This window comes from Pseudomonas sp. B21-009, assembly GCF_024749345.1.
Taxonomy (GTDB): domain Bacteria; phylum Pseudomonadota; class Gammaproteobacteria; order Pseudomonadales; family Pseudomonadaceae; genus Aquipseudomonas.
Map to the genome: position 1 here is coordinate 3238652 of NZ_CP087199.1, position 24802 is coordinate 3263453.

The 24802-nt window shown below is 65.1% G+C and carries 18 protein-coding genes; 16 read left to right on the plus strand and 2 right to left on the minus strand.

The window, feature by feature from the left end; translation table 11 throughout:
* Position 1: 1 nt before the first annotated feature.
* Positions 2-895: a helix-turn-helix transcriptional regulator gene (locus tag LOY34_RS14775; protein WP_045198130.1), complete on the minus strand. Its 894-nt coding sequence runs from the start codon at positions 893-895 to the stop codon at positions 2-4.
* A gap of 221 nt (positions 896-1116) precedes the next feature.
* Between LOY34_RS14775 and LOY34_RS14780 the strand changes: the two genes are divergently transcribed.
* The 16 genes from LOY34_RS14780 to LOY34_RS14855 all read left to right on the plus strand — a co-directional run bounded on the left by LOY34_RS14780 (position 1117) and on the right by LOY34_RS14855 (position 22765).
* Positions 1117-2784, plus strand: coding sequence for a (2,3-dihydroxybenzoyl)adenylate synthase (locus LOY34_RS14780; protein ID WP_258663375.1), 1668 nt, complete (start codon positions 1117-1119; stop codon positions 2782-2784).
* Positions 2784-3572 (plus strand): thioesterase II family protein, encoded by a 789-nt coding sequence (locus LOY34_RS14785; RefSeq protein WP_258663377.1) that lies wholly within the window; start codon positions 2784-2786, stop codon positions 3570-3572. Before LOY34_RS14780 ends, LOY34_RS14785 begins: the two co-directional genes overlap by 1 nt.
* On the plus strand, positions 3572-3877 hold the full coding sequence (locus LOY34_RS14790; RefSeq protein WP_045198124.1) for an isochorismate lyase: 306 nt from the start codon (positions 3572-3574) through the stop codon (positions 3875-3877). Before LOY34_RS14785 ends, LOY34_RS14790 begins: the two co-directional genes overlap by 1 nt.
* A complete protein-coding gene (locus LOY34_RS14795) occupies positions 3874-5271 on the plus strand; it encodes an isochorismate synthase (RefSeq protein WP_195884302.1) in 1398 nt (465 codons plus the stop codon). The genes LOY34_RS14790 and LOY34_RS14795 overlap by 4 nt, the downstream gene beginning before the upstream one ends.
* Positions 5272-5709: 438 nt before the next feature.
* Positions 5710-5985, plus strand: coding sequence for a hypothetical protein (locus LOY34_RS14800; protein WP_093381997.1), 276 nt, complete (start codon positions 5710-5712; stop codon positions 5983-5985).
* A gap of 200 nt (positions 5986-6185) precedes the next feature.
* Entirely contained in the window at positions 6186-8162 is a 1977-nt protein-coding gene (locus LOY34_RS14805) for a TonB-dependent siderophore receptor (protein WP_258663379.1), read from the plus strand.
* 44 nt (positions 8163-8206) lie between these two features.
* Positions 8207-9508 carry an ABC transporter substrate-binding protein gene (locus LOY34_RS14810; protein WP_195884304.1) on the plus strand — a complete coding sequence of 434 codons (1302 nt, stop codon included), beginning with the start codon at positions 8207-8209 and terminating at the stop codon, positions 9506-9508.
* Complete coding sequence (locus LOY34_RS14815; protein ID WP_195884305.1) at positions 9505-10824, plus strand: di-heme oxidoredictase family protein; 1320 nt, start codon at positions 9505-9507, stop codon at positions 10822-10824. The genes LOY34_RS14810 and LOY34_RS14815 overlap by 4 nt, the downstream gene beginning before the upstream one ends.
* A gap of 125 nt (positions 10825-10949) precedes the next feature.
* Positions 10950-12191: a multidrug efflux RND transporter periplasmic adaptor subunit MexE gene (gene mexE, locus LOY34_RS14820; RefSeq protein ID WP_093381986.1), complete on the plus strand. Its 1242-nt coding sequence runs from the start codon at positions 10950-10952 to the stop codon at positions 12189-12191.
* 12 nt (positions 12192-12203) lie between these two features.
* A complete protein-coding gene (locus tag LOY34_RS14825; RefSeq protein WP_045198110.1) occupies positions 12204-15383 on the plus strand; it encodes an efflux RND transporter permease subunit in 3180 nt (1059 codons plus the stop codon).
* Entirely contained in the window at positions 15380-16807 is a 1428-nt protein-coding gene (locus LOY34_RS14830) for an efflux transporter outer membrane subunit (protein WP_195884306.1), read from the plus strand. Before LOY34_RS14825 ends, LOY34_RS14830 begins: the two co-directional genes overlap by 4 nt.
* A gap of 203 nt (positions 16808-17010) precedes the next feature.
* Positions 17011-18066, plus strand: coding sequence for a tetratricopeptide repeat protein (locus LOY34_RS14835; RefSeq protein ID WP_195884307.1), 1056 nt, complete (start codon positions 17011-17013; stop codon positions 18064-18066).
* Between the two features lie 121 nt (positions 18067-18187).
* Entirely contained in the window at positions 18188-19822 is a 1635-nt protein-coding gene (locus LOY34_RS14840) for an ATP-binding protein (RefSeq protein ID WP_195884308.1), read from the plus strand.
* On the plus strand, positions 19819-20601 hold the full coding sequence (locus LOY34_RS14845) for an endonuclease/exonuclease/phosphatase family protein (protein WP_195884309.1): 783 nt from the start codon (positions 19819-19821) through the stop codon (positions 20599-20601). The genes LOY34_RS14840 and LOY34_RS14845 overlap by 4 nt, the downstream gene beginning before the upstream one ends.
* Entirely contained in the window at positions 20598-21809 is a 1212-nt protein-coding gene (clsB, locus tag LOY34_RS14850) for a cardiolipin synthase ClsB (RefSeq protein WP_195884310.1), read from the plus strand. Before LOY34_RS14845 ends, clsB begins: the two co-directional genes overlap by 4 nt.
* A complete protein-coding gene (locus tag LOY34_RS14855; protein WP_195884311.1) occupies positions 21806-22765 on the plus strand; it encodes a lysylphosphatidylglycerol synthase domain-containing protein in 960 nt (319 codons plus the stop codon). The genes clsB and LOY34_RS14855 overlap by 4 nt, the downstream gene beginning before the upstream one ends.
* On the opposite strand, the gene LOY34_RS14860 is transcribed toward LOY34_RS14855, so the two are convergent.
* Complete coding sequence (locus LOY34_RS14860; RefSeq protein ID WP_258663391.1) at positions 22726-24753, minus strand: PAS domain-containing sensor histidine kinase; 2028 nt, start codon at positions 24751-24753, stop codon at positions 22726-22728. The genes LOY34_RS14855 and LOY34_RS14860 overlap by 40 nt on opposite strands.
* Between the last annotated feature and the right edge of the window lie 49 nt (positions 24754-24802).

A 24802-nucleotide genomic window follows, 5' to 3' on the forward strand; every position in this document is an offset into this window, starting at 1 on the left:
GTCAGCGGATCTCGCTGGGCGATACGCCGTAGCGTTTGCGAAAGGCAATGGAAAAATGCGCCGGGCTGTAGCCCACGCCATAGGCGACGGTCGAAACGTTGCTCTCTTCATCGCTGAGCATGCGGTGCGCTTCGCTCAGGCGATGCTCGTGCAGGTAGCCGAACACGCTGGTGCCAAACACCTTGCGAAAGCCTGCGGTGAGCTTGCGCGGGCTCATGCCGACATGGGCGGCCAGGGCATTGAGGCTCGGCGGCTCGAGCAGCGAGCGCACCAGCAGGTCACGGGCGGCGTGCACGCGCTCGACATCCGAGGCGGTGATGCGCAGTTTCTGCTCTGGCTGGGCGCGTTCATCCAGTAAAAACTGGGCACTGAGCGCGGTCAGCTCGAGGGCCTTGCCACCCAGGTACAGCGAGCGGCTCGGGCCCTGCATCGGGCAGGTGGCGATCTGCGTGGCCAGGGCCTGCATTGCCCGCGGCGCCGGGCGCACCATCATGTAGGGGTCGCCGCCCCTGGCCGCCAGCAGCTTGCGCGGGGCCATGCCCAGGTGGCGGTCGAGCGACTCCAGGTCGAGCTGGACGATGGTGTAGCGCAACGGCGTCGAGGTGCCGTAGATCTGCGACGAGGTGAACTCGCCGTCATTGACGATGGTGCACAGGCTCGGGCCGCGGATCGATTGCTCGGCGTGCCCCGGAATCCGGCAGGACAACTCGCCGCTCTGCACCAGGATCAGCTTCAGACCGCGCTCCAGCGGGTCTTCGACCCAGGCCTCGCTCTCGGACCAGAGGGTGCCGGTAACCAGGGTCATGTGCGGTTCCAGGTAGACCGTGCCGGGCTGGTTGCCCTTGGGTTCGGCCTGCTTCTCTGGGTGAGTGGGGGCGATGATCGTAATAGTCATTGGGTTTTCCCTTTTCCTGAGGCCATTACGTGGGGCCTGACCTGAAATAACGGGAGGTTTGTAAACCCTCAACCTCCCTGTTTGAAGCCACTGCGTATTTCATCTAATGAAAAAGTCGCGGCACCGAAAGCCTTGGCGTTGAGAAGCGCTCGGCGAAGGATAATGATAATAGATCTCATTAAGCCATTTGTAGCCAATTATTTCTACAAATAGGAGATTTCATGTCCTTGAACACTTCGACGCCCCTGCCAGATGCCGTAGACGACGCTCCCGACTGGCCGCCGGCCTTTGCCCAGTACTACCGCCAGGCCGGCTACTGGCAGGCGCAGACCTTTGCCCAGGCCCTCGACACCGCCGCGGCCCGCAACCCGGCTGCGATCGCCATCAGCGACGGCGCCCTGCATTTGAGCTACGCCAGCCTGGCAGAACGCTGCCAGCGCCTGGCCGGCGGCTTGCGTGCCCTTGGCCTCAACGCCGGTGACAACGTGGTGATGCACCTGCCCAATGGCAGCGCCTTTGTCGAAGTGTGCTTTGCCCTGTTTCGCCTCGGCGCGCGGCCGATCCTGGCCCTGCCCGCTCATCGTCAGCACGAGATCGGCGGCTTCTGCAGCTTCGCCCAGGCCACGGCCTACATCGGCTGCGATCAGCTCGAAGGTTTCGACTGCCGGCAGATGGCGCGCCAGTTGCGCACTGCCAACCCGCACCTGCGGCATGTGCTGATCGACGGTGACGCCGAAGAGTTCATTGCCCTCAGCACGCTGTACGGCGGCGAAGCAATGGAGCAGGACGCCGGCGATCCCGAGGCGGTGGCCTGCTTCCAGTTGTCGGGGGGGACCACCGGCACGCCCAAGCTGATTCCGCGCCGGCACGCCGAATATCTCTACAACGTGCGCGCCAGCAGCGCGGTCTGCGGGCTCGACGCGCAGACCGTGTACCTTGCCGCGCTGCCCATGGCGCACAACTTCACCCTCTGCTGCCCCGGGGTGATCGGCACCTTGCTCGCCGGTGGCCGGGTGGTGTGCAGCCGCCGCCCCGATCCGGACACCTGCTTCGCCCTGATCAGCGCCGAGCGGGTCACCGTCACCGCCCTGGTGCCGCCGCTGGCCATGCTCTGGCTCGACGCCCAGGCCCAGCGCCAGGCCGATCTGTCGAGCTTGCGACTGCTCCAGGTCGGCGGCGCGAAGCTGCTCAGCACTGCTGCGGCGCGGGTCAAACCGGTGCTCGGCTGCACCTTGCAACAAGTGCTGGGCATGGCCGAGGGGCTGCTCTGCTACACCCGCCTGGACGATCGCGAGGAATTGCTTCTGCACACCCAGGGCCGGCCACTGTGCGCCGATGACGAGCTGCGCATCGTCGACGAACAGGGCCAGCCTGTACCCGACGGTGTAGTCGGCGAGCTGCAAGTGCGCGGCCCCTACACCATTCGCGGCTACTACCGGCTGCCCGAACACAACGCCAAGGCCTTCACCGCTGATGGTTTCTATTGCAGCGGCGACCGCGTGCGGCGCACCGCCGAGGGTTACCTGGTGGTCGAGGGGCGGGACAAGGACCAGATCAACCGCGGCGGCGAAAAGGTCGCCGCCGAAGAAGTGGAAAACCTGCTGATCAACCATCCCCAGGTGCATGACGCGGCGCTGGTGGCGATGCCCGACGCGGTGCTGGGCGAGTCCACCTGCGCCTTTATCGTCGCCCGCGATCCGGCGCCCTCGGCGTTTGGCCTCAAGCAGCACCTGCGCAGCCAGGGCCTGGCCGCGTTCAAGGTGCCAGACCGCATCGAGTTCGTGGCGCAGTTCCCGCAGACCGGGGTCGGCAAGGTCAGCCGCAAGGACCTGCGCGCAACCCTGCGCCAGGCCTGGCTCGATGCCAACTGTGGGAGCGTCGCCTCGTGATGGCCGGGCTGTTGTCCCAGGGCGAGCGCTGGGTGCGCCCGTATCGATTGACGCCGATGCCGCGCTGGCGCCTGGTGTGCTTTGCCCATGCCGGCGGCAGTGCGAGTTTTTTCCGCGACTGGGCCAACGCCCTGCCCGCCGATATCGACCTGTTGGCCATCCAGTACCCGGGCCGTGAAGACCGCTTCGGCGAAGCCTGCCTGAGCGACATGACCAGCCTGGCCGAGGCCGCGAGCGTTGCGCTGCGTGGCTATGCCGACCGGCCGCTGGCGCTGTTCGGCCACAGCCTCGGCGCGGCGGTCGCCTATGAAGTGGCGGTGCGCCTGGCGCAGCAGACAATCGCCGTCGAGCAGTTGTTCGTCTCCGCCCACCCGGCGCCGCAGTGCCAGCGTGGCGGGCGGTTGCACAGCGGCCCCGACCAAGCGTTGCTCGACGATGTGCGGCGGCTGTCGAGCCGGCCCAACCCGCTGCTCGAAGACCCGGCCCTGTGCCAGATGTTCCTGCCCAGCCTGCGCCATGACTACCAGATCGTCGAAACCTACAGCCGCGCCGCGCCGCAACCGCTCAACAGCCGCATCACCGTGTTCTACCCCGAGCAGGACCCGGAGATCGACCTTGACGAAGCCCTGGCCTGGCAAGCCGCCAGCCTCCAGCCACTGCACCTGCAGCGCTGGCAGGGCGAGCACTTCTACCTCATGGAGCAGCGCCAGGCGCTGCTCGATGCCCTGGCGGCCAGCCTGCTCGGCCGTCGCCCGCTGACATCACCTGCCCTTGAGGAAGCCCTCTGATGAAATCCCCTGACGCTTGTGAAGGCCTGCCGGACATCCGGATCGCCATCGATTCACTGGACCACCAGATCATCGAACTCATGCGCCAACGCATGGCTTACGTCAAAGCCGCCGCCCGCTTCAAACCGACCGAAAACAGCATCGCCGCGCCCGAGCGCGTCGCCCAGATGCTCCCGCAACGGCGCCAGTGGGCCGAGGACGCCGGGCTCGATGCACACTTTGTCGAAACCCTGTTTGCCCAGATCATTCATTGGTACATCGCCCAGCAAGTCGTGCACTGGCGCAGCATGAGGGTGCCCGCATGAAAGCCCTGACCCGACTGGAAGAGCACCTCGACGAGCTGACCCAGGTGTTCGAGCAGGCCCGCCAGCGCGCGGTGCTGCAAGCTGAGCCGGTGCTGGCCAGTTACGCCCTGGCGATCGATGCGGTGGACCTGCTGGAGCTGTTTTGCCGGGTCGACCAGCCCTGCGCCGAGGCCGTGTTCTGGCGCGCCGCCGATGGCGGCAGGAGCCTGTTCGGCTGGGGCGTGGCTGCAGAGCTGAGCGGTGCTGGCGAGCAGCGTTTCGCCAGCGTTGACCAGCAGTGGCAGCACTGGCTGCGCAGCGCGGTGATCCACGGCCCGCAGCCGCCGCTGCTGTGCGGGGGGTTTCGCTTCGACCACCAGGTCCAGGCCAGCAGCGCCTGGCAGGGGTTTGGCGACGCCTCGATGCGACTGATGACCTTGCTGCTGATACGCGACGCCGACGCCTGCTGGCTGCTGTGCCAGCAGTTGGTCGGCCCTGCGGACACTGCCCAAAGCCGCTGCGAGCAGGTGCTCAATGAGTGGCACGGGCTGATGGATCGCTATCTGTCGTCGCCGGTTGTCACGCCGCCCGCGCAGCACCGCCGCGACCAGAGCCTGCCGCGCGCCTGCTGGGAGAGCAAAATCGTCCAGGCCCTGGACGCGCTACGCGATACCTCGATGAAAAAGGTGGTGCTGGCGCGCGAAGTGCTCAGCGAGTTTTCCCGGGCCGTCAGCCCGGGACGCACCCTGGCGCGCCTGGCCAGCAACGATCCGGCGGCCTACCTGTTCGCCTTTCGCCGCCAGCAAAGCTGCTTTATCGGCGCCTCGCCGGAACGCCTGGTCAAGCTCGACGGCGGCCGCCTGCAGACCCTGGCGCTGGCCGGCACCAGCCGCCGCGACCCCGACCCGCAACAAGACGCGCAACTGGCACAGGCGCTGCTGGACTGCGAGAAAAACCGCCACGAACATGCACTGGTGGTGCAGATCATCGAAAGCGGCCTGGCGCCGTGGGCAAGCCAGTTGCAGGTACCGGCGACACCGTCGGTGCAACGCCTGAGTCGGGTCCAGCACCTGAGTACAGTGATCGAAGGTCGCCTGCGCCCGCAAACAAGCCTGCTGCAAGTGGTCGAAGCCCTGCACCCGACACCCGCCGTCGGCGGCCACGAGCGCCAGCAGGCCATGGAGCATATTCGCCACTGTGAAGGTTTTGACCGCGGCTGGTACGCCGCGCCCCTGGGCTGGCTGGACGCGCGGGGCAACGGCGAATTCATCGTCGGCCTGCGCTCGGCGCTGTTGAACGGCGAGCAGGCCCGTCTGTTCGCCGGTTGCGGCATCGTGCCCTGCTCGGACCCGGCCAGTGAATACGAGGAGACCTGCATCAAGCTTGCGGGGATGCAGTTGGCGTTGCAGGCGTGAGTGTGAGTTTGTGAGCTTATCCATTCGCTCTGGTGTTGCTGATGGCCCCTTCCGCCCTTACGGCGGCCTACTTTTCTCTTGGGGAAAGTAGGCAAAACCGCTCGCTCCAGCATACGGCCCTACGCTGCGCTTCGGGTCCCCTCGCTACGGCACCTTCCGGGGCATCGCGGCCTACGACTTGCTACGCCAAGTCTACGTCTCGCGTCTTCGGCTAACGCCGAAGGTGCTACGCACTGCCCCTACAGGCACCTACGCTCGGCCTCCTGAAGTCGCGAAGTTACGGGCGCCGCCTGCACTGGCGTATCTTCGAAGTCAGGTTTGCTGGAGCCAAGCTGATACCAGCCTCGCTACACCAGAATTGCGTTAAGCCCCTATAATTGAGTTGACCGGTAGCCAACCCGGGCACAGCCCCCTTCGGCGATCCGGACTGCCTCTGACATGAACACTACCCTCTTCACCACCTGCCTGCTCGCCCTCTGCCTGGCACTCACGGCCGGTTGCTCGAGCAAACCCAAGGCCAAATACCTGGCCGCCAACGCCGGTTCCAACTGCCACGCCAAAGCCGTGCCCACAGCCGGCGAAGGCGGCCTGGCGTGGGGCCCGACCTTGCAGATCGCCCGGCAGAAATCCATGAACAACTGCATCCGCTACGCCGGGCGCTCCGGCGGCCAGCCCAGGACCTGCAAGGTGGTGCTGGCCGAGTGCAAACGCTGATCCGCATGTAAGCCATACGCTATATAAATTCTTATATAGCGTTGTCAATTTGCTCGCCTGGCTCTAGTATCGGCGGCGTTCTGCCGTTGCGCGTACCCGCTTGATCGATGCGATCAGACGGCTCCGGGGAGGGAGCTGTCGGTCGTTTTGCGCCACGCGCTATATAAAATAATATATAACGATACCGACCAAGGAGCGTCATGACCCCGTTCGCCCCCCGTACCCTGCTGCTCGCCCTGGCCGCCATCAGCGCCGAGGCTGCCGTGGCCGAGCAGAAGAAAACCTTCAGCCTCGGTGAAATCCAGATTTGGGCCCCGCAGGATGAGGCGCTCGCCACCGGCAGCAGCGTCGTCGAGCTCGAAGACATGCGCCTGCATGACCGCGAGACCGTCGACCGCGCCCTGGCCCTGGCGCCTGGGGTGAACCTCGCCTACATGGGCGGGCGCGCCGAGCAGGTGGTGTACGTGCGCGGTTTTGACCGCCTGCAGGTGCCGGTGTATATCGACGGCATTCCCACCTATGTGCCCTATGACGGCAACATCGACCTGGGACGTTTCACCACCTACGACCTGTCGCGCATCGAAGTGGCCAAGGGTTTCGCCTCGCTGCTGTACGGCCCCAATACCCTGGGCGGGGCGATCAACCTGATCACCCGGCGGCCCACCGAAACCTTCGAAGGTGAAGTCGGTGGCGGCCTGGAGCTGACCGACCACGGCAACGTCAACGCCTATCGCAGCTACGCCAACCTGGGTTCCAACCAGGGCAACTGGTGGATGCAGGGTGGCGTATCGTATGTCGACTATGACTACACGATGCTGCCCGACGACTTCGAGCCAACCAACAACCAGCAAGGCAAGGGCCGTCGGGAAAACAGTAACAAGCGCGACGGCAAGTTCAGCTTCAAGCTCGGCTTCACCCCCAACGACACCGACGAGTACGTGCTCGGTTATGTCCAGCAGGAAGGCCGCAAGGGCCAGCCGCCCTACGCCGGCGACCTGCCCGCCAGCGGCCAGCGCAAGCGCTGGTGGGAGTGGCCGCAGTGGGACAAGACCAGCCTGTTCCTGGCCACCAACACCCGCTTCGGCGAGCACGGCCTGAAGACCCGGGTGTTCCGCGACACCTTCAAGAACTCGCTGGAAAGCTTTGTCTACAACAACGGTATCCATGGCGCGATGCAGCCGGGGTTCCCGAGCAAATACGATGACGAGTCCACCGGTTTCTCGGTCGAGGGCGACCTGGCCCTGAGCACCGGCAACCGCCTGGGCATCGCTTATCACTTCAAGGAAGATGTGCACCGCTCGCGCGATGGCAGCGACCCGCAAACCCACTTTCGCGACCAGACCCAGTCCATCGCCCTGGAAGATACCCTGCGCCTGAACGACATCTTCAGCGTGGTCGGCGGGATGTCGTACAACTACCGCAAGAGCCTTGAGGCCGAAAACTTCGGTACCAGCGCCGCCTCGCCCCGGGTCAAGACCCTGTATGACGAGCCGACCGGCAGCGACGATGCGGTCAACAGCCAGTTGGGCCTGTTCATCAACACAGGCCCCTTGCTGGACATCGACCACAACGGCCAGGTGCGCCTGACCGTGGCGCGCAAGAGCCGCTTTGCAACCATCAAGGACCGCTACTCGACGCGCTTTGGCACGGTGATCCCCAGCCCCGATCTGAAGTCCGAGCGCGCCACCCACTACGAGCTGGGCTACAGCGGCGCGATCAGCCGCCAATGGACCCTCGACACGGCGCTGTTCGTCAGCAACATCGAAGACTCCATCCAGCAGGTCACCGTCGCCCCGGTCGCCGGTTGCGCAGCGCCGTGCGGCCAGTACCAGAACATCGCCAAGGCGCGTAACCAGGGTGTCGAACTGGGCCTGCGCGGCGATCTGGGCAACTGGGAATTCAACACCAGCTACACCTACCTCGATCGTGAAAACCGCAGCAATCCCGAGCTGCGCCCGATCGATACACCGCGCCACAACCTGTTCGCCTCGGCCAGCCTGAACCTCGACGCCTGGCGCCACACCGCCAGCGTCGAAGCTGCTTCGCGGCGTTACAACATGTCCGATGGCAGCCAGATGAGCGGCGGATACGCGGTGTACAACCTCAAAAGCGGCTATCGCTTGAGCAATGACGTGCGCATCGAAGCGGGCATCCGCAACCTGTTCGATCGCCTTTAGCGAGGGGTACCCGGAAATTGGCCGCAGCTACTTCGTACAGTTCAATGTGCCGCTCTAAGGCCTGGCTGCTTGCGCTGCTGCTGGGCGCAGCCAGTGTCCAGGCGGGCGCGCCGCAGCCGGTGGTGGTGTTGACCAGCTACCCCGAGGAGATGATGACGCGCTTCGAAGAGGCCTTCGAGCGCGCCAACCCTGATTATCGCCTGCAGATCCTCTGGCGCCAGGGCTTCGATGCCCTGCCCTATCTGCGCCAGGCCGACCAGGGCGGGGTCGATGTCTACTGGGCGCCGTCACCGGGCAACTTCAAGCGTCTGGCCCAGGACGCCGGCTGGCAGCCGCTAGGGGTCGAGCTGGACGGTTTGCCGCCGCGCATTGGCGGCATCCCCCTGCGCGACCGCGCGGCGCGCTACCAGGCCACGGAGCTTGCCGGTTACGGCTTTGCCATTAACCCGGAAGAACTGGCCAAGCTGAACATGCCTGCCCCGCAAGACTGGCCGGACCTGCTCGATGCCCGCCTGCGCGGGCGCGTCGCCTTGCCCGACCCTGCGCGCGTCGGCTTTGCTCCAGTGCTGTTGGATATCGTTTTGCAGGCCTACGGCTGGGATCAAGGCTGGGCGCTATGGAGCGAGCTCGCCGGGCAATCGCGGCTGGTCAGTCGCGGCGGCACCCTGGTCAGTGACGAGGTCGCCAGCGGGCGTTCGGCAGTGGGTGTGTCGATCGACTTTTTCGTGGCTTCGGCGGTGAGTAACGGCGAAGCGGTCGAGTTTGTCTACCCGGCCCACGGCGGGCTCAACCCGGCGCATATCGCCATCCCTCGCCAGGCCAGGCAGGTCGAGGGAGCGCGGGCCTTCGTGCGCTTCGTGTTGTCGCCTGAAGGGCAACGCCTGCTGGCCGACCCGGACATTCGCAAGTTGCCGGTGCGCCCCAGCATTTATGCCGACTTGCCGGCGGGCTATCACGACCCCTTCGCCGCCGCCCGCCAGGGCGCCTATGCCTACACCGACGACAGCTCGCGCGAGCGCCTGGCGTTGATCACCTCGCTGTTCGAGCAATGGCTCGGCCAACCCCATGAACGCCTCGCCGTGTTGTGGGCGCGGGTGCATGCCGGTGAAGCCCAGGGCCGCGACCTGACCGCGGTGCGCGAGTTTCTCAGCGTGCCGCCTATCGACGAGGAGCAAGCGGCGTCGGCGCCGTTGCTGGCACTGTTTGCCCAGCGCCAGGACCATGGCATGCAGCGCCAGCCGGCGAGCGACCAGGATGCCCTCGGCCGCGAGGAAATCGCCTGGCAGTTCCATAGCGCCCGGCAACAGGCGCAAGCCGAGCGCCTGCTATCGGCCATGGGCCTGTGAAGCGCGGTATCTGCTTGCTGCTCGCCACGCTGCTGAGCACGCCCGCCAGCGCCGCCGTCAGCCGTGAAGCCTTCGCCCAGCCCTTGCCGGGGCTGGACGATGCGCAGCAGCTGGAGCGTTTCTTTCACGGCCGCAGCCTGTTCCGCCAGGCCTGGGTGGTGGCGCCTTCGCGGGACGAAGCGGTCGATGGCCTGGGGCCGCTGTACAACCGCATCAGCTGCATTGCCTGCCACCCCAAGAATGGTCGCGGGCAGGCACCTGCCAGTGAACAGCAACCGCTGCGCACGATGCTGGTGCGCCTGTCGCTACCCGGGCACGATGCCCACGGCGGGCCGCTGCCACATCCGGTCTATGGTGATCAGCTCAGCGAATCGGCTGTTCCCGGCGTGGCCGCTGAAGGTCGGGCGCAAGTGCGCTGGCAAGAGCAGTGGGTCACCCTGACCGATGGCGAACGCATCGGCCTGCGTTCGCCGCGCCTGAGCTTCAGCGAACTGGCCTACGGCCCGTTGGGTAACGTGCGCACCTCGATGCGGGTCGGCTCGCCGGTGTTCGGCCTGGGCCTGCTCGAAGCCATCGAGGCCAGCACCCTGCAGGCACTGGCCGACGCGCCCAAGCCCGATGGCGTCAAGGGCCGCGTCAACCAGGTATGGAGCGTCGAACGCCAGCGCCTTGAGCCCGGGCGCTTTGGCCTCAAGGCCAACCAGCCGGACCTGCGTCAGCAGATTGCCGGCGCCATGCACGGTGACCTGGGGATCACTTCGCCGCTGTATCCCCAACAAAACTGCACGCCGTTGCAAACGGCCTGTCGCCAGGCTGCCAGCGGCGGCGAACCGGAGCTCGACGCTGTGCAACTGGGCGACCTGCACTTCTACCTGGCACACCTGGCGCCACCGCCGCACCGCGACCGGAGCAAGCCCGAGGTGCAGCGTGGCGAACAGTTGTTCAGCCAGGCTGGCTGCGCACAGTGCCACCGCCCGCGCCTGAGCACGGGCCAGCATCCGCTCTACCCGCTGCTGTCAGCGCAGCAGATCGAGCCTTACAGCGACCTGTTGCTGCATGACATGGGCCCGGGCCTGGCCGATGGCCGTGACGATTACCTGGCCACCGGCCGCGAGTGGCGCACCCCGCCACTGTGGGGCCTGGGCTTGCTCGAACGGATCAACCCCGGTGCTGGCTACCTGCATGATGGCCGCGCGCGTACGCTTGAGGAGGCGGTGTTGTGGCATGGTGGGGAGGCGCAAGTGGCGCGCGAGCGGTTCAAGGCGCTGGTGGCCGATGATCGGCGGGCGCTGCGGGCGTTTTTGCGGTCGCTGTAATCCCAATCGCGGGCCAGATGCCCTCATATCATTCCCAATGATAATAACCTTCGCCCCATTCGATTCGTCGTTGATAGTTTCAAATCGCAGAATCCGCCCACTATCAATAAATTGGCGGACTCCCCATGGAACAGTCACTCAAACCTTTGCGTTACCCCCTTGCTCTATTGGCTGTATTGGTGATGAGTGCCTGCGGTCGCACCCCGGAGGCCGTGCAGGCGCCGGCGGCGGCCAAGGTCAGCGTGGCCAAGGTGCTGGAACAACCAATCAACGAATGGGACGAGTTCACCGGCCGCCTGGAGGCGCCGGAAACCGTCGAGGTGCGTCCGCGCGTCTCCGGGCAGATCGACCAGGTGGCCTTCACCGAAGGCGCCCAGGTGAAAAAAGGCGATCTGCTGTTCCAGATCGACCCGCGTCCGTTCCAGGCTGAGGTCCGCCGCCTCGAAGCCCAACTGCAACAAGCCCGCGCCACCGCCATCCGCAGCGAAAACGAAGCCCAGCGCGGCGAGCGCCTGCGCAGCAGCAACGCGATTTCCGCCGAGCTTGCCGAGTCGCGCACCAGTGCCGCTGCCGAAGCCCGCGCCGGTGTCGCCGCGATCCAGGCGCAACTGGACCTGGCGCGCCTGAACTTAAGCTTCACCCGCGTCACCGCGCCGATCAGCGGCCGGGTCAGCCGCGCGCAATTCACCGCCGGCAACATCGTCACGGCTGACGTCACGCCGCTGACCAGCGTGGTCTCCACCGACAAGGTCTACGCCTACTTCGACGCCGACGAGCGCGTGTACCTCAAGTACACCCAGCTGGCGCGCGACGGCCAACGTGGCCAGAGCACCCCGGTGTACCTGGGCCTGTCCAACGAAAACGGCAACCCGCACCTGGGCCAGATGAACTTCGTCGACAACCAGGTCAACCCCAAGACCGGCACCATCCGTGGCCGTGCGGTGTTCGACAACCGCGACGGGCAGTTCACCCCGGGCCTGTACGCACGCCTGAAACTGGTCGGCAGCGCCACCTACTCGGCGGTGCTGATCAACGACGAAGCGGTCGGTACCGACCTTGGCAAGAAGTTCGTGCTGGTCATGGACAAGGACAACAAGGCCGCCTACCGCGCCGTCGAGCTGGGGCCGAAACTCGAAGGCCTGCGCATCGTGCGCAACGGCCTGAGCAAGGATGACCGCATTGTCGTCAAGGGCCTGCAACGGGTACGCCCGGGCTCGCCAGTCGACCCGCAGGACACGCCAATGGCCAGTGACGCGACCATCGCCGCCCTCGCCCAACAACGTCAGGCGCTCGAAGCCAGTATCCAGGGCAAAACAGTGGCCACCCCCAGCGTAAAACTCGCCAGTGCCTCGGCACCGCGCGGTTAAGGGATCAGTCCGATGAATTTTTCCAAGTTTTTTATCACCCGGCCGATCTTCGCCGCGGTGCTGTCGCTGCTGATTCTGATCGCCGGCAGCATCTCGCTGTTCCAGCTGCCGATCAGCGAATACCCGGAAGTGGTACCGCCCACCGTGGTGGTGCGTGCCAACTTCCCCGGCGCCAACCCGAAAGTGATCGGCGAAACCGTCGCCGCGCCGCTTGAGCAGGCGATTACCGGGGTCGAGAACATGCTCTACATGTCCTCGCAGTCCACCGCCGACGGCAAGGTCACTCTGACCGTCACCTTCGCCCTCGGTACCGACCTGGACAACGCCCAGGTTCAGGTGCAGAACCGCGTGACCCGCACCCAGCCCAAGCTGCCCGAGGAAGTTACGCGTATCGGTATTACCGTCGACAAGGCTTCGCCCGACCTGACCATGGTCGTGCACCTGACCTCGCCGGACAACCGTTACGACATGCTCTACCTGTCCAACTACGCCATCCTCAACATCAAGGATGAACTGGCGCGCCTGGGCGGTGTCGGTGACGTGCAACTGTTCGGCATGGGCGACTATTCGCTGCGGGTCTGGCTCGACCCGAACAAGACTGCCTCGCGCAACCTCACCGCCAGCGACGTGGTCGCCGCCATTCGCGAGCAGAACCGTCAGGTAGCCGCCGGTCAACTTGGCGCGCCACCCGCACCCGGGGCCACCAGCTTCCAGCTGTCGGTCAACACCCAGGGCCGCCTGGTCAGCGAAGAAGAGTTCGAGAACATCATCATCCGCTCCGGCGCCGATGGTGAGATCACCCGCCTGAAGGACATCGCCCGCGTTGAGCTCGGCTCCAGCCAGTACGCCCTGCGCTCGCTGCTGAACAACCAGCCGGCCGTGGCCATCCCGATCTTCCAGCGCCCAGGCTCCAACGCCATCGAGATCTCCGACGAGGTCCGGGCGAAAATGGCCGAGCTGAAGAAAGACTTCCCTGAAGGCATGGACTACAGCATTGTCTATGACCCAACGGTATTCGTTCGCGGTTCGATCGAGGCGGTGGTCCACACCCTGTTCGAAGCGCTGATCCTGGTGGTGCTGGTGGTCATTCTGTTCCTGCAGACCTGGCGCGCCTCGATCATCCCGCTGGTGGCGGTTCCGGTTTCCTTGATCGGTACCTTCGCGGTGATGCACCTGTTCGGCTTCTCGCTCAACGCCCTGTCGCTGTTCGGCCTGGTACTGGCCATCGGTATCGTGGTCGACGACGCCATCGTCGTGGTGGAAAACGTCGAGCGTAACATCGGCCTGGGCCTCAAGCCCCTGGAAGCCACGCAAAAGGCCATGGGCGAAGTGACCGGGCCGATCATCGCCACGGCGCTGGTGCTGTGCGCGGTGTTCGTGCCGGCGGCGTTCATTTCCGGCCTTACCGGGCAATTCTACAAGCAGTTCGCGCTGACCATCGCCATCTCCACGGTGATCTCGGCCTTCAACTCCCTGACCCTGTCGCCGGCCTTGGCCGCGGTACTGCTCAAGGAGCACCACGCACCCAAAGACCGCTTCTCGAAAGTGCTCGAACGCCTGCTCGGTGGCTGGCTGTTCGGCCCGTTCAACCGCTTCTTCGACCGTGCCAGCCATGGCTATGTCGGTGCTGTCGGCCGGGTCATCCGCAGCAGCGGCATCGCCCTGTTCGTCTATGGCGGCCTGATCATCATGACCTGGCTGGGCTTCTCGTCGACGCCTACCGGCTTTGTACCGGCGCAAGACAAGCAGTACCTGGTCGCCTTCGCGCAACTGCCGGATGCCGCCAGCCTTGACCGCACCGAGGCGGTGATCAAGAAGATGAGCGAGATCGCCCTCAAGCAACCGGGCGTGGCTGACTCGGTGGCCTTCCCGGGCCTGTCGATCAACGGCTTCACCAACAGCCCGAACAGCGGCATCGTCTTCACCCCGCTCAAGCCCTTCGACGAGCGCAAGGACCCGAGCCAGTCGGCCGCCGCGATTGCCGCCGCGCTCAATGCGCAGTTCGCCGATATCGAAGACGCCTACATCGCGATCTTCCCGCCGCCGCCGGTACAGGGGCTGGGCACCATCGGTGGTTTCCGCCTGCAGATCGAAGACCGTGGCAACCTGGGTTATGAAGCGCTGTACAAGGAAACCCAGAACATCATCGCCAAGAGCCACAACGTGCCGGAGCTGGCCGGGCTGTTCACCAGCTACCAGGTCAACGTGCCGCAGGTCGATGCTGCCATCGACCGCGAGAAGGCCAAGACCCACGGGGTAGCGATCAGCGATATCTTCGACACCCTGCAGATCTACCTCGGTTCGCTGTATGCCAACGACTTCAACCGCTTTGGCCGCACCTACCAGGTCAACGTCCAGGCCGAGCAGCAGTTCCGCCTTGAAGCCGAGCAGATCGGCCAGCTCAAGGTGCGCAACAACCAGGGCGAGATGATCCCGCTGGCGACCTTCATCAAGGTCAGCGACACCTCGGGGCCGGACCGCGTCATGCACTACAACGGCTTCATCACCGCCGAGATCAACGGTGCCGCAGCACCGGGCTACAGCTCCGGGCAAGCGGAAAAGGCCATCGAGAAACTGCTCAAGGAAGAACTGCCCAACGGCATGACTTTCGAATGGACGGAGCTTACCTACCAGCAGATCCTGGCCGGTAACACCGCGCTGTTCGTCTTCCCGCTCTGCGTGCTGCTGGCCTTCCTGGTGCTGGCCGCCCAGTACGAAAGCTGGAGCCTGCCGCTGGCGGTGATCCTGATCGTGCCGATGACCCTGCTGTCGGCGATTACCGGGGTGATTCTGTCCGGTGGCGACAACAACATCTTCACCCAGATCGGTTTGATCGTACTGGTGGGGCTGGCGTGCAAGAACGCCATCCTGATCGTCGAGTTCGCCAAGGACAAACAGGCCGAAGGCCTCGACCCGCTGGCCGCGGTACTGGAAGCCTGCCGCCTGCGCCTGCGGCCGATCCTGATGACCTCGATCGCCTTCATCATGGGTGTGGTGCCGCTGGTGTTCTCTTCCGGCGCCGGTGCTGAAATGCGTCATGCCATGGGTGTGGCGGTGTTCTCCGGGATGATCGGGGTGACCTTCTTCGGTCTGCTGCTGACGCCGGTGTTCTTTGTTCTGATCCGCCGTTACGTGGAACGCAGCCAGGCCCGCAAAGCGGCGCGTGCGCTGAAGCTGGAGACTCATGCATGAACCGCAGTGTGAAATTCTTTATGCCCAGCCTGCTGGTGCTGGCCCTGGCCGCTTGTGCGGTGGGCCCGGACTACAAGGCCCCGGACACCGCGGCGGCGCAATTGAGCGCGGCCAACGAACCGAGCGCCAAGGCCACCTTCGACCGCAGCCGTTTTGAAAGCATCTGGTGGAAGCAGTTCGACGACCCGGTACTGAACAAACTGGTCAGCCAGTCGCTGGACGGCAACCGCGAACTGCGCGTGGCCTTCGCTCGCCTGAAAGCGGCGCGGGCGATTCGCGACGATGTCAGCAACGACGCCCTGCCCACCGTCACCAGCCGCGCCAGCGCCGACCTGGGCAAGGGCCAGGTGCCTGGCCAGAGCGAGGACCGGGTCAACAGCGAACGCTACGACCTGGGCCTGGACATGGCCTGGGAGCTGGACCTGTTCGGCCGCATCCAGCGTCAACTTGAAGCCAGCGAAGCCGAGCAGGACGCCGCCCAGGCCGACCTGCAGCAACTGCAGGTGAGCCTGATCGCCGAACTGGTCGATGCCTATGGCCAACTGCGCGGTGCGCAATTGCGCGAGAAGATCGCCCTGGCCAACCTCAAGACCCAGCAGGATTCGCGGGGTATCACCGAAACCTTGCGTGACGCCGGGGTCGGTAACGACCTTGATGTGGTGCGGGCCGATGCCCGCCTGGCGGCGGTCGAGGCCAGTGTGCCGCAACTGCAGGCCGAACAGGTACGGGCGCGCAACCGCATCGCCACTCTGCTCGGCCAGCGCCCGGACGCCCTGGCGGTTGACCTGTCGCCGGCGCAACTGCCGGCCATCGCCAAGGCCCTGCCGATCGGTGATCCCGGCGAGCTGCTCAAGCGCCGCCCGGATATCCGCAGCGCCGAGCGCCAGTTGGCAGCGGCAACCGCCAACATCGGCGTGGCCACCGCCGACCTGTTCCCCCGGGTCAGCCTCAGCGGCTTTCTCGGCTTTACCGCCGGGCGCGGCTCGCAACTGGGCTCCTCGGCCGCCAAGGCCTGGGCCCTGGGCCCGAGCATTACCTGGGCGGCCTTCGACCTGGGCAGCGTGCGCGCCCGCCTGCGCGGCGCCAACGCCGATGCCGAGGGTGCGCTGGCCAACTATGAGCAGCAGGTATTGCTGGCCCTGGAAGAATCGGAAAACGCCTTCAGCGACTACAGCAAACGCCAGCAACGGCTGCTGGCCCTGCTGCGCCAGAGCGAAGCCAGCCGCAAGGCGGCGGACCTCGCCTCGATTCGCTACCGCGAAGGCACGGTCGACTATCTGGTGCTGCTCGACGCCGAACGCGAACGCCTGAGCGCCGAAGATGCCCAGGCCCAGGGCGAAGTCGACCTGTACCGCGGCATCGTCGCCATCTACAAGGCCCTCGGTGGCGGCTGGCAGGCCGAAAGCGTGGCTGCGGCGAACTGATTCAACGGCTCCTTTGGTTGGTTTCTGACCGGCCTTTTGCCCCGCTTGCGGGGCTTTTTTATGGCCGATCGCGGGGCAAGCCCGCGATATCTGTAGGAGCGGGCTTGCCCCGCGATAGGGACCCCCCCCTTTTACATTTGACGCCACCGGCCCTCGTGACCCAAGCTCAAGCCTTTGCAGCCGCGACACGCTTCGGATTCACCATGTCGAAACAGCGCCAGTACACGCTTATCAGCCTGACCCTGCTCATCATCCTCGGTCTGGGTGGCTATTTCTGGCGTGACGACAGCCCGGCGCCGACGCCTGCCCTCAAGCACAGCTACACCAAGGCCCTGACCATGGCCCATGACGGCCAGCCCGGCGCCGCCCGAGTGCTCTACCAGCAACTGGGGCGCAATGACCTGTCGCCGATCCGCCGCGCCAGCCTGTACGCCGAACTGCCCAACTACCCCTCGCCGCTGGCCCTGAAACTGGCCAGCCGCGACCTGCAGCATGACGAGCCGCTGGTGCGTCGCGCGGCCATAGCCAGCATCCAGGCGATGCTGCCCGGCGCCCAGCGCAGCCTGGTGCTCGGGCCGTTGCTCGATGATGAGGAGCAAAGCGTACGCTTTGCCGTGGTCGATGCCCTGCTGGGGCTCAGCGCCGATGACATCGGCCTGTACTTCGGCCCGCTGCAAGAGGTGCTGGAGCAGTATCAGCAGGTGCTGGCGCAGCGCGACGACGATGCCAGCGCGCAGTTGCACCTGGCGCAGCTGTACCTGCATGAAAACAGCTACCAGGAGGCCGCGCAGGCGCTTGAGCGCACCTTGCAGCTGGCGCCGGACAACCTCGAGGCACTGGCCGCGCAGGTGCAGTTGCTGGAGCGCCAGAACCAGACCGACGCCTCGCGCCAGGTGCTGGCCAAGGCCCTGCAACAACGTCCCGACTCGGCCTTTCTACAACATGAACTGGGCCGCTGGCTGCTGCGCCACGGCCAGGACGAATACGCCCTGCTGGCCTTTGCCCGGGCCCTGGAGCTGGAGCCGGACAACAATGACTACCGCTACACCCTGGCCACCAGCCTGCATCAGCTGGATCAGGTCGACGCCGCGCAAAAGCAACTGGAAACCATCCTTGCCCGGCAACCGGCCAACCGCAAGGCCCGGGTGCTGCTGATCGTGTACTGGAAAGAGACCGGCCAGTTGCAGAATGTGCAGGTGCTGCTGGCCCAGCTGGAGCAGCAGAATCCCGACGATCCGTTGGTGCAGCAAGGCCTGTAGGCCTGCAAACGACCGTCTGACAACCCGGTTGAACCCCTCAACCCAGCCTGTGGTCCAGAGATAGTGCGAACACAGCAGGCACCGGCGGTGCTTGCCTGAGCGTTATCAAAGGAGAACACCCGTGGGCGACGCGTTAGCCAATGCCGAACGAGCGCTGATCCTGGCCCCGGCCCAGCTTGGCCAGCTGGCCCAGCGCCTGCTCGACCAGGCCGGCATCCAGGCGCTGCAAGCGGCCAGCATGGAAGACCTGGGCCTTGCCCTGGAGCAAGGCGTGGGCCTGGCGATCATTGCCGACACTTGCCTGGACGGCAGCGTACGCTCGCCTTTGCACCTTTACCTTGGCAAGCAGCCGGTTTGGTCGGACTTGCCGGTGGTGCTGCTGACGGGGCCGCCAGTCCAGGGCCAGAGCCCGCCGCAAAGCCAGCACGCCGCGCTCGGCAACTTGTTCCTGCTGCAGTATCCATTCGAACCCGACAACCTGCTGGCCCTGACCCATTCCTCGTTACGCGCGCGGCGGCGCCAGTACCAGGCACGCAACCAGGGCCAGGAACTGGAGCGCCAGAGCCAACGGGTCGAAGAGCAATTGCGCCAGTTGCGCGAAGAAGAACAGTACCTGCGCCAGGCGCAGAAAATGGAAGCCATCGGCCAGCTCGCAGGCGGCGTCGCTCATGACTTCAACAACCTGCTGACTGGCATCGGCGGCAGCCTGGAAATGATCGGCAAACGCCTGCAGCAGGGTCGCCACGACGCCCTGCCCGCCCTGCTCAGCCTCAGCCAGGCGGCGGTCAAGCGAGCCGCCAGCATGACCCACCGCCTGCTGGCGTTTTCCAGCCGGCAATCGCTCGATGCCCAGCCCGTGGAAGTAGCCACCCTGCTCACGGCCGAGCGCCTGCAGCCGTTGCTTGACCCGCAAATCAAGTTGCAACTGCATATCGAGGCGGATCTGTGGGCCGTGGAAGCCGACCCGGTGCAACTGCAGGAAGCCCTCGGCAACCTGCTCAGCAACGCTCACGACGCCATGCCCAACGGCGGGCGCCTGACCGTCAGCGCCAGCAATCAGCGTCAGGACGGCAGCCTGTTCGGTGGCCACTCGCTGGCCGCTGGCGACTATGTGCTGATCAGCTTCAACGATAATGGCTGTGGCATGCCGCAAAGTACCCTGGACCGCGCTTTCGATCCGTTCTTCACCACCAAGCCTATCGGCCAGGGCACGGGCCTGGGGCTGTCGATGGTGTATGGCTTCAGCAAGCAGTCCCAGGGCCATGTGGCGCTGCAAAGCCGCATCGGCCACGGCACCCGGGTCGATGTCTACCTGCCGCGCCACGCCGCACCCAACCGTGAAAGCGAAGAGCCAGCATCGCCGGCGCCGCCTTGCGGCAACAGCCACACGGTGCTGATCGTCGAGGACGACCCCGCTGTGCGCCAGTTGGTGCATCAGGTGCTGAGTGACCAGGGTTACCCGTGCAAGGTGGCCGAGGATGCCAATGTCGCCCTGGCCATTCTGCAGGCCGGAGAAGCGGTCGACCTGCTGGTCAGCGACGTCGGGCTGCCAGGCATGAACGGTCGGCAACTGGCGGAAATCGGCCGGCAACTGCGCCCGCAACTCAAAGTGCTGTTCATCACCGGTTACGCCGAAACCGCGGTGGCCCGCGGCGGCTTTCTTGACCCCGGCATGCAGATGATCTGCAAACCCTTCGAGTTCGCCCAGTTGACCGCCAAGGTCGCGCAGATGCTCGGCAAGGGCAGCGCCTCATGAGCCAGGTGCAACCCAGCGCCGCCCTGGCGGCGGCGCCGGCCGTACAGCGGGTGCGGGTGCTGACGGTCAATGCGCACAAGGGCTTCAGCGCGCTTAACCGTTACTACGTGCTGCCAGAACTGCGTGAGGCGGTACGCAGCGAAAACGCCGACCTGGTGTTCCTCCAGGAAGTGCTCGGCAGCCACCGCCAGCACGCTCTGCGCCACCGCAACTGGTCGGATGTGCCGCAATATGAGTTTCTTGCCGACAGCCTCTGGCCAGAATTCGCCTATGGCCGCAATGCGGTGTATCCGGACGGCGAACACGGCAATGCCCTGCTGTCGAAATACCCGATCCGGCGCCACGCCAACCTCGATGTCAGCGTCCATGGCACCGAGCAGCGCGGCTTGCTGCATTCGGTACTGGCCTTGCCCGCCGAGTGCGAGCTGCATACCGTCTGTGTGCACCTGGGCCTGGACGAGCGCCAGCGCCAGCAGCAGTTGCACCTGCTCTGCGAATTACTGCACAGCCTGCCGATCGACGCGCCGGTGATCGTCGCCGGCGACTTCAATGACTGGCGCCAGCGCGCGGATGCAGTGCTGGCCGAATGCGGCCTGAATGAAGTGTTCAGCCAGGCCCATGGTCGCCCGGCACGCAGTTTTCCGGCACGCTGGCCGCTGTTGCGCCTGGACCGCATCTACCTGCGCAATGCCCGCGCACAGGCGCCCAAGGTCATGGCGCGCAAGCCCTGGACCCACCTGTCCGATCACCTGCCATTGGCAGTGGAGGTGCTCTTGTGAACAGCCAATGGCGACCTGACAACCAGGTGCAACTGCTGATCAACGGCGAGGACTATTTCGCCAGCGCCTTTGCCGCGATCGAGCAGGCCCGGGCGGAAATTCTCCTGGAAACCTTCATCATCTTTGAAGACAAGGTCGGCAAGCAGTTGCAGCAACTGTTGATCGCCGCCGCCCGGCGCGGGGTAAAGGTCGAGATGCTGGTCGACGGTTATGGCACCGCAGACCTGAGCCTTGACTACCTGCGCGAGCTCAGCGACGCCGGCGTGCATTTGCAGGCCTTCGACCCGAGCCCGAAACGCCTGGGCATGCGCACCAATCTGTTTCGCCGCCTGCACCGCAAGATCCTGGTGGTCGATGGCGAGGTCGGTTTTGTTGGCGGCATCAATTATTGCGCCGATCACCTGGCCGATTTCGGACCGATGGCCAAGCAGGACTACGCGGTACAAGTACGCGGGCCGATCGTCGCCGACCTGCAGCGCGCCACCTTGACCCTACTGGAGCAACAGAGCGCGCTCAAGCCCGGTAGCCGGCGCTGGTGGCAACGCCGGGTGCCGATCGCCGCCGACAGCGAACAGGCAAGCATGACCCTGTGCATCCGCGATAACCATGATCACCCCAACGACATCGAACAGCACTACTTGCGGGCGCTGAACGGCGCCCGCGAGCGGGTCACCATTGCCAATGCCTACTTCTTTCCCGGTTACCGCCTGCTGCGGGCGATCCGCAACGCCGCGCGCCGGGGCGTGAAGGTTACCCTGGTGCTGCAGGGTATGCCTGACATGCCCTGGGTGCGCTTGTGTTCGCGCTTGCTGTACAACTACCTGATCCGCGACGGCGTGCGCATTTTCGAATACTGCGAACGGCCCTTGCACGGCAAGGTGGCGCTGGTGGACCGGCACTGGTCGACCGTTGGCTCAAGCAACCTCGACCCGTTGAGCCTGGCCCTGAACCTTGAGGCCAACCTGGTTATCCGCGACCAGACCTTCAACAGCCGCCTGCATGAACACCTGCAGGAGCTTACCGCCCACCGCTGCAAACCGGTGAGCCTGCAGCGGGCACTGCGCGGCTACTGGTGGCGGGCGCCGCTGATCTTTTTGACCTTTCACTTCATCCGCCGATTCCCGGCCGTGATCGGCTGGCTGCCGGCCCATGTACCACGGCTCAAGCCGCTGTATGACGGCGAGCAAACTGCGGGCAAGCCGACATGAGCAAACAGCACAAGCACTGGCGCCGTGCCCGCCAGGCGCTGACCCTGGCGTTCTTCATCCTGGTGCCGGTGCTGCTGTTCAGCGTGCTGAAAAACCTCGACTGGCAAGAGGTGTACCAGGCCCTGGCCTCCTATCGCTGGCGCACCCTGGCAATGGCTGCAGGCGTAACCCTGTGCAGCTTTGCCCTGTTCAGCAGCTTCGACCTGCTCGGGCGCTACTACACCGGGCATCATTTGCCGGCGCACCAGGTGTTGCCGCTGGCGTTCGTGTGCTACGCCTTCAACCTCAACCTCAGCGCCTGGGTCGGCGGCATCGCCCTGCGCTATCGTTTGTACAGCCGCCTCGGCCTCAAGGTCGCGACCATCACCCGGATCCTCAGCCTCGGGCTGTTGACCAACTGGGCAGGCTATTTCGCGGTGGCCGGCAGCTTGTTCGTCTGCGGGCTGCCGAAGTTGCCAGCGGGCATGGAGATCGGCAATACCGGCCTGCGCCTGATCGGTGCAGCGCTGTTGTTGGTGGTCATCGCTTACCTGCTGGCCTGCGCCTTCGCGACTCGCCGCACCTGGCACTTTCGCAAGCAGCAGATCACCCTGCCAGGCATCCGTCTGGCGGCGTTGCAAGTGGTGATGGGCGCTCTGAACTGGTCGTTGATGGCGCTGGTGGTGTTCATCCTGCTGCCCAAGGGGGCTAGCTACCCGACCGTGCTGGCGGTACTGATGATCAGCAGCATTGCCGGGGTCATTACTCATATTCCGGCCGGGCTTGGGGTACTCGAGACGGTGTTTTTGACCCTGCTGCAAGGCACCTACGGCAAGGGCACGCTGCTCGCGGCGCTGATTGGCTACCGGGCGGTCTACTTTCTGTTGCCGTTGCTGGTAGCCACGCTGACCTACCTGATGCTCGAGCGCCTGGCCAGTCAGCGCGCCAGCGGGGAAAGTTCGCAAACCACCGGCTGAACCGGCTCGAGCATCTGGTGTACCTGGTACACCAGGTCTTGCAGGGCGAAGGGCTTGGTCATCAGGGCGATGCCGGGCTCCAGCACCTCCTGGTCGGTCACTTCCTGTTCGGCGAAGCCGGTGATCAACAGCACCTTCTGCTGCGCCTGCAGCATGCGCAGGGCATTGGCCACCTGACGGCCACTGAAGCCGCCTGGCAGGCCGATATCGGTGATCAGCAGGTCAACCGTGCCCAACTGGCGATACTGCTGCAGCGCGCTGTTGGCGTCAGCGGCGGTAAACACCTCGAAGCCCTCCTCCTCCAGCGCCTCCTTGATCAGCAAGCGCAAGGTACTCTCGTCGTCGACCAGCAGGATGCGTTCGCCATTGGCGCGTGGGTAGCACTTGCGCCCCGGCTCGCCGGCCAGCGGCTGCGGCAGCTCGCCCACATAGCGCGGCAGCAGGACCTTCACCCGGGTACCCTGACCAGGGCTCGAATCGATCCACACCCGGCCCCCTGACTGACGGACAAAGCCATAGACCATCGACAAGCCAAGCCCGGTGCCCTGACCGACCGGCTTGGTGGTGAAGAACGGGTCAAAGGCCCGTGCGACGATATCGGCATTCATGCCGTGGCCGTTGTCCTGCACCTGCAAGGCAAAGAAATCGCCCGGGCCCAGGCTGTCTTCGCCCTCCAGGGCCAGCTCGTGACGTTCGTTAGCGGTGGTGATGCGCAGGCAGCCACCGGCGCCCATGGCATCGCGGGCATTGATGCACAGGTTGATCAGGGCATTTTCCAGCTGGTTGGCATCAATCAGTACCCACCAGGGCGCCGGCTCCACCTGGACCTGCAGATCGATATGGCTACCCACGGTCTGCTGGATCAGCTGCTCGATGTCCTGCACCAGTTGGTTGACACAGACGGGCTTGGGGTCGAGCGCCTGGCGCCGGGAGAAGGCCAGCAAGCGGTGGGTGAGCGTGGCGGCGCGCTTGGCCGCACCCCGAGCGGCATCAAGGTAGACCTGCAGATTATCCACATTACCCTGGGCAATGCGTCGCTCGAGCAACTCCAGGCTGCCGCTGATGCCGGTCAACAGGTTATTGAAGTCATGGGCCATGCCGCCGGACAGTTGCCCGATGGCTTCCATCTTCTGGCTCTGACGCAACAGTTCTTCAGCATGGCGCAGCGCCTCTTCGCGCTCGCGCTCCTGGCTGATGTCGGTGCCCACGGCGGTAAAACCAAGCTCCGAGGGTACCGCTGCCCAGTTGAACCAGCGGTAGTGCCCGTCCTTGTGGCGCAAGCGGCTGATGGTGTTCTCGGTGCGCTGGCCGGCGCGCAGGCGCTCAACCACCGAGGTGACTTGCGGTTGGTCGTCGGCATGCAGCAAGTCCATGATCGAGGTGTTCAGCACCTCGTCCGCAGCCCAGCCAAGGACCTGGCTCCAGGCCGGGTTGACCGCACTGATGCGCAAATCCGGCAGGACAATCACCATGATGTCGCCGGACAAATCCCAGAAATGGTTTCGATCAGAGGTGCGCTCCTGCACCTGGCGCTCGAAGGTATTGGCCAGGTGACGCCACTGCTGCGCCGATTCGACGCTGGCGGTGGTTTCGATCACCGTGTCGAGAAAGCCGGCCACCGCCCCGCGCTCGTCTCGAATGGGGCTGTAGCAGAAGGTGAAATAGGCTTGCTCGAGGCTGCCGTTGCGATTGATCATCAACGGGAAGTTCTCGATGAAGATCGCCTCCCCCGACAGGGTACGGAAGACCAGCGCGCCGATGTTCTCCCAGGCCTCGCTCCACACCTCGTCAAACCCGCGTCCCAGTGCCTCGGGCTTGGCCCCGAGGATCGGCTTGAAGGCATCGTTGTAAATGGTCACCAACTGCGGCCCCCAGACCAGGCAACCGGGGAATTTGGACGCCAGCAGCATGTCCACGGCAATGCGCAAGGGCGCCGGCCACAGGTGCAAAGGCCCAAGGGCGGTACTGGCCCAGTCGTGGTTACGCACCTTTACACTCATTGATCCTGGCATGGGCAAGCTCAGCTGACGGTGGGGG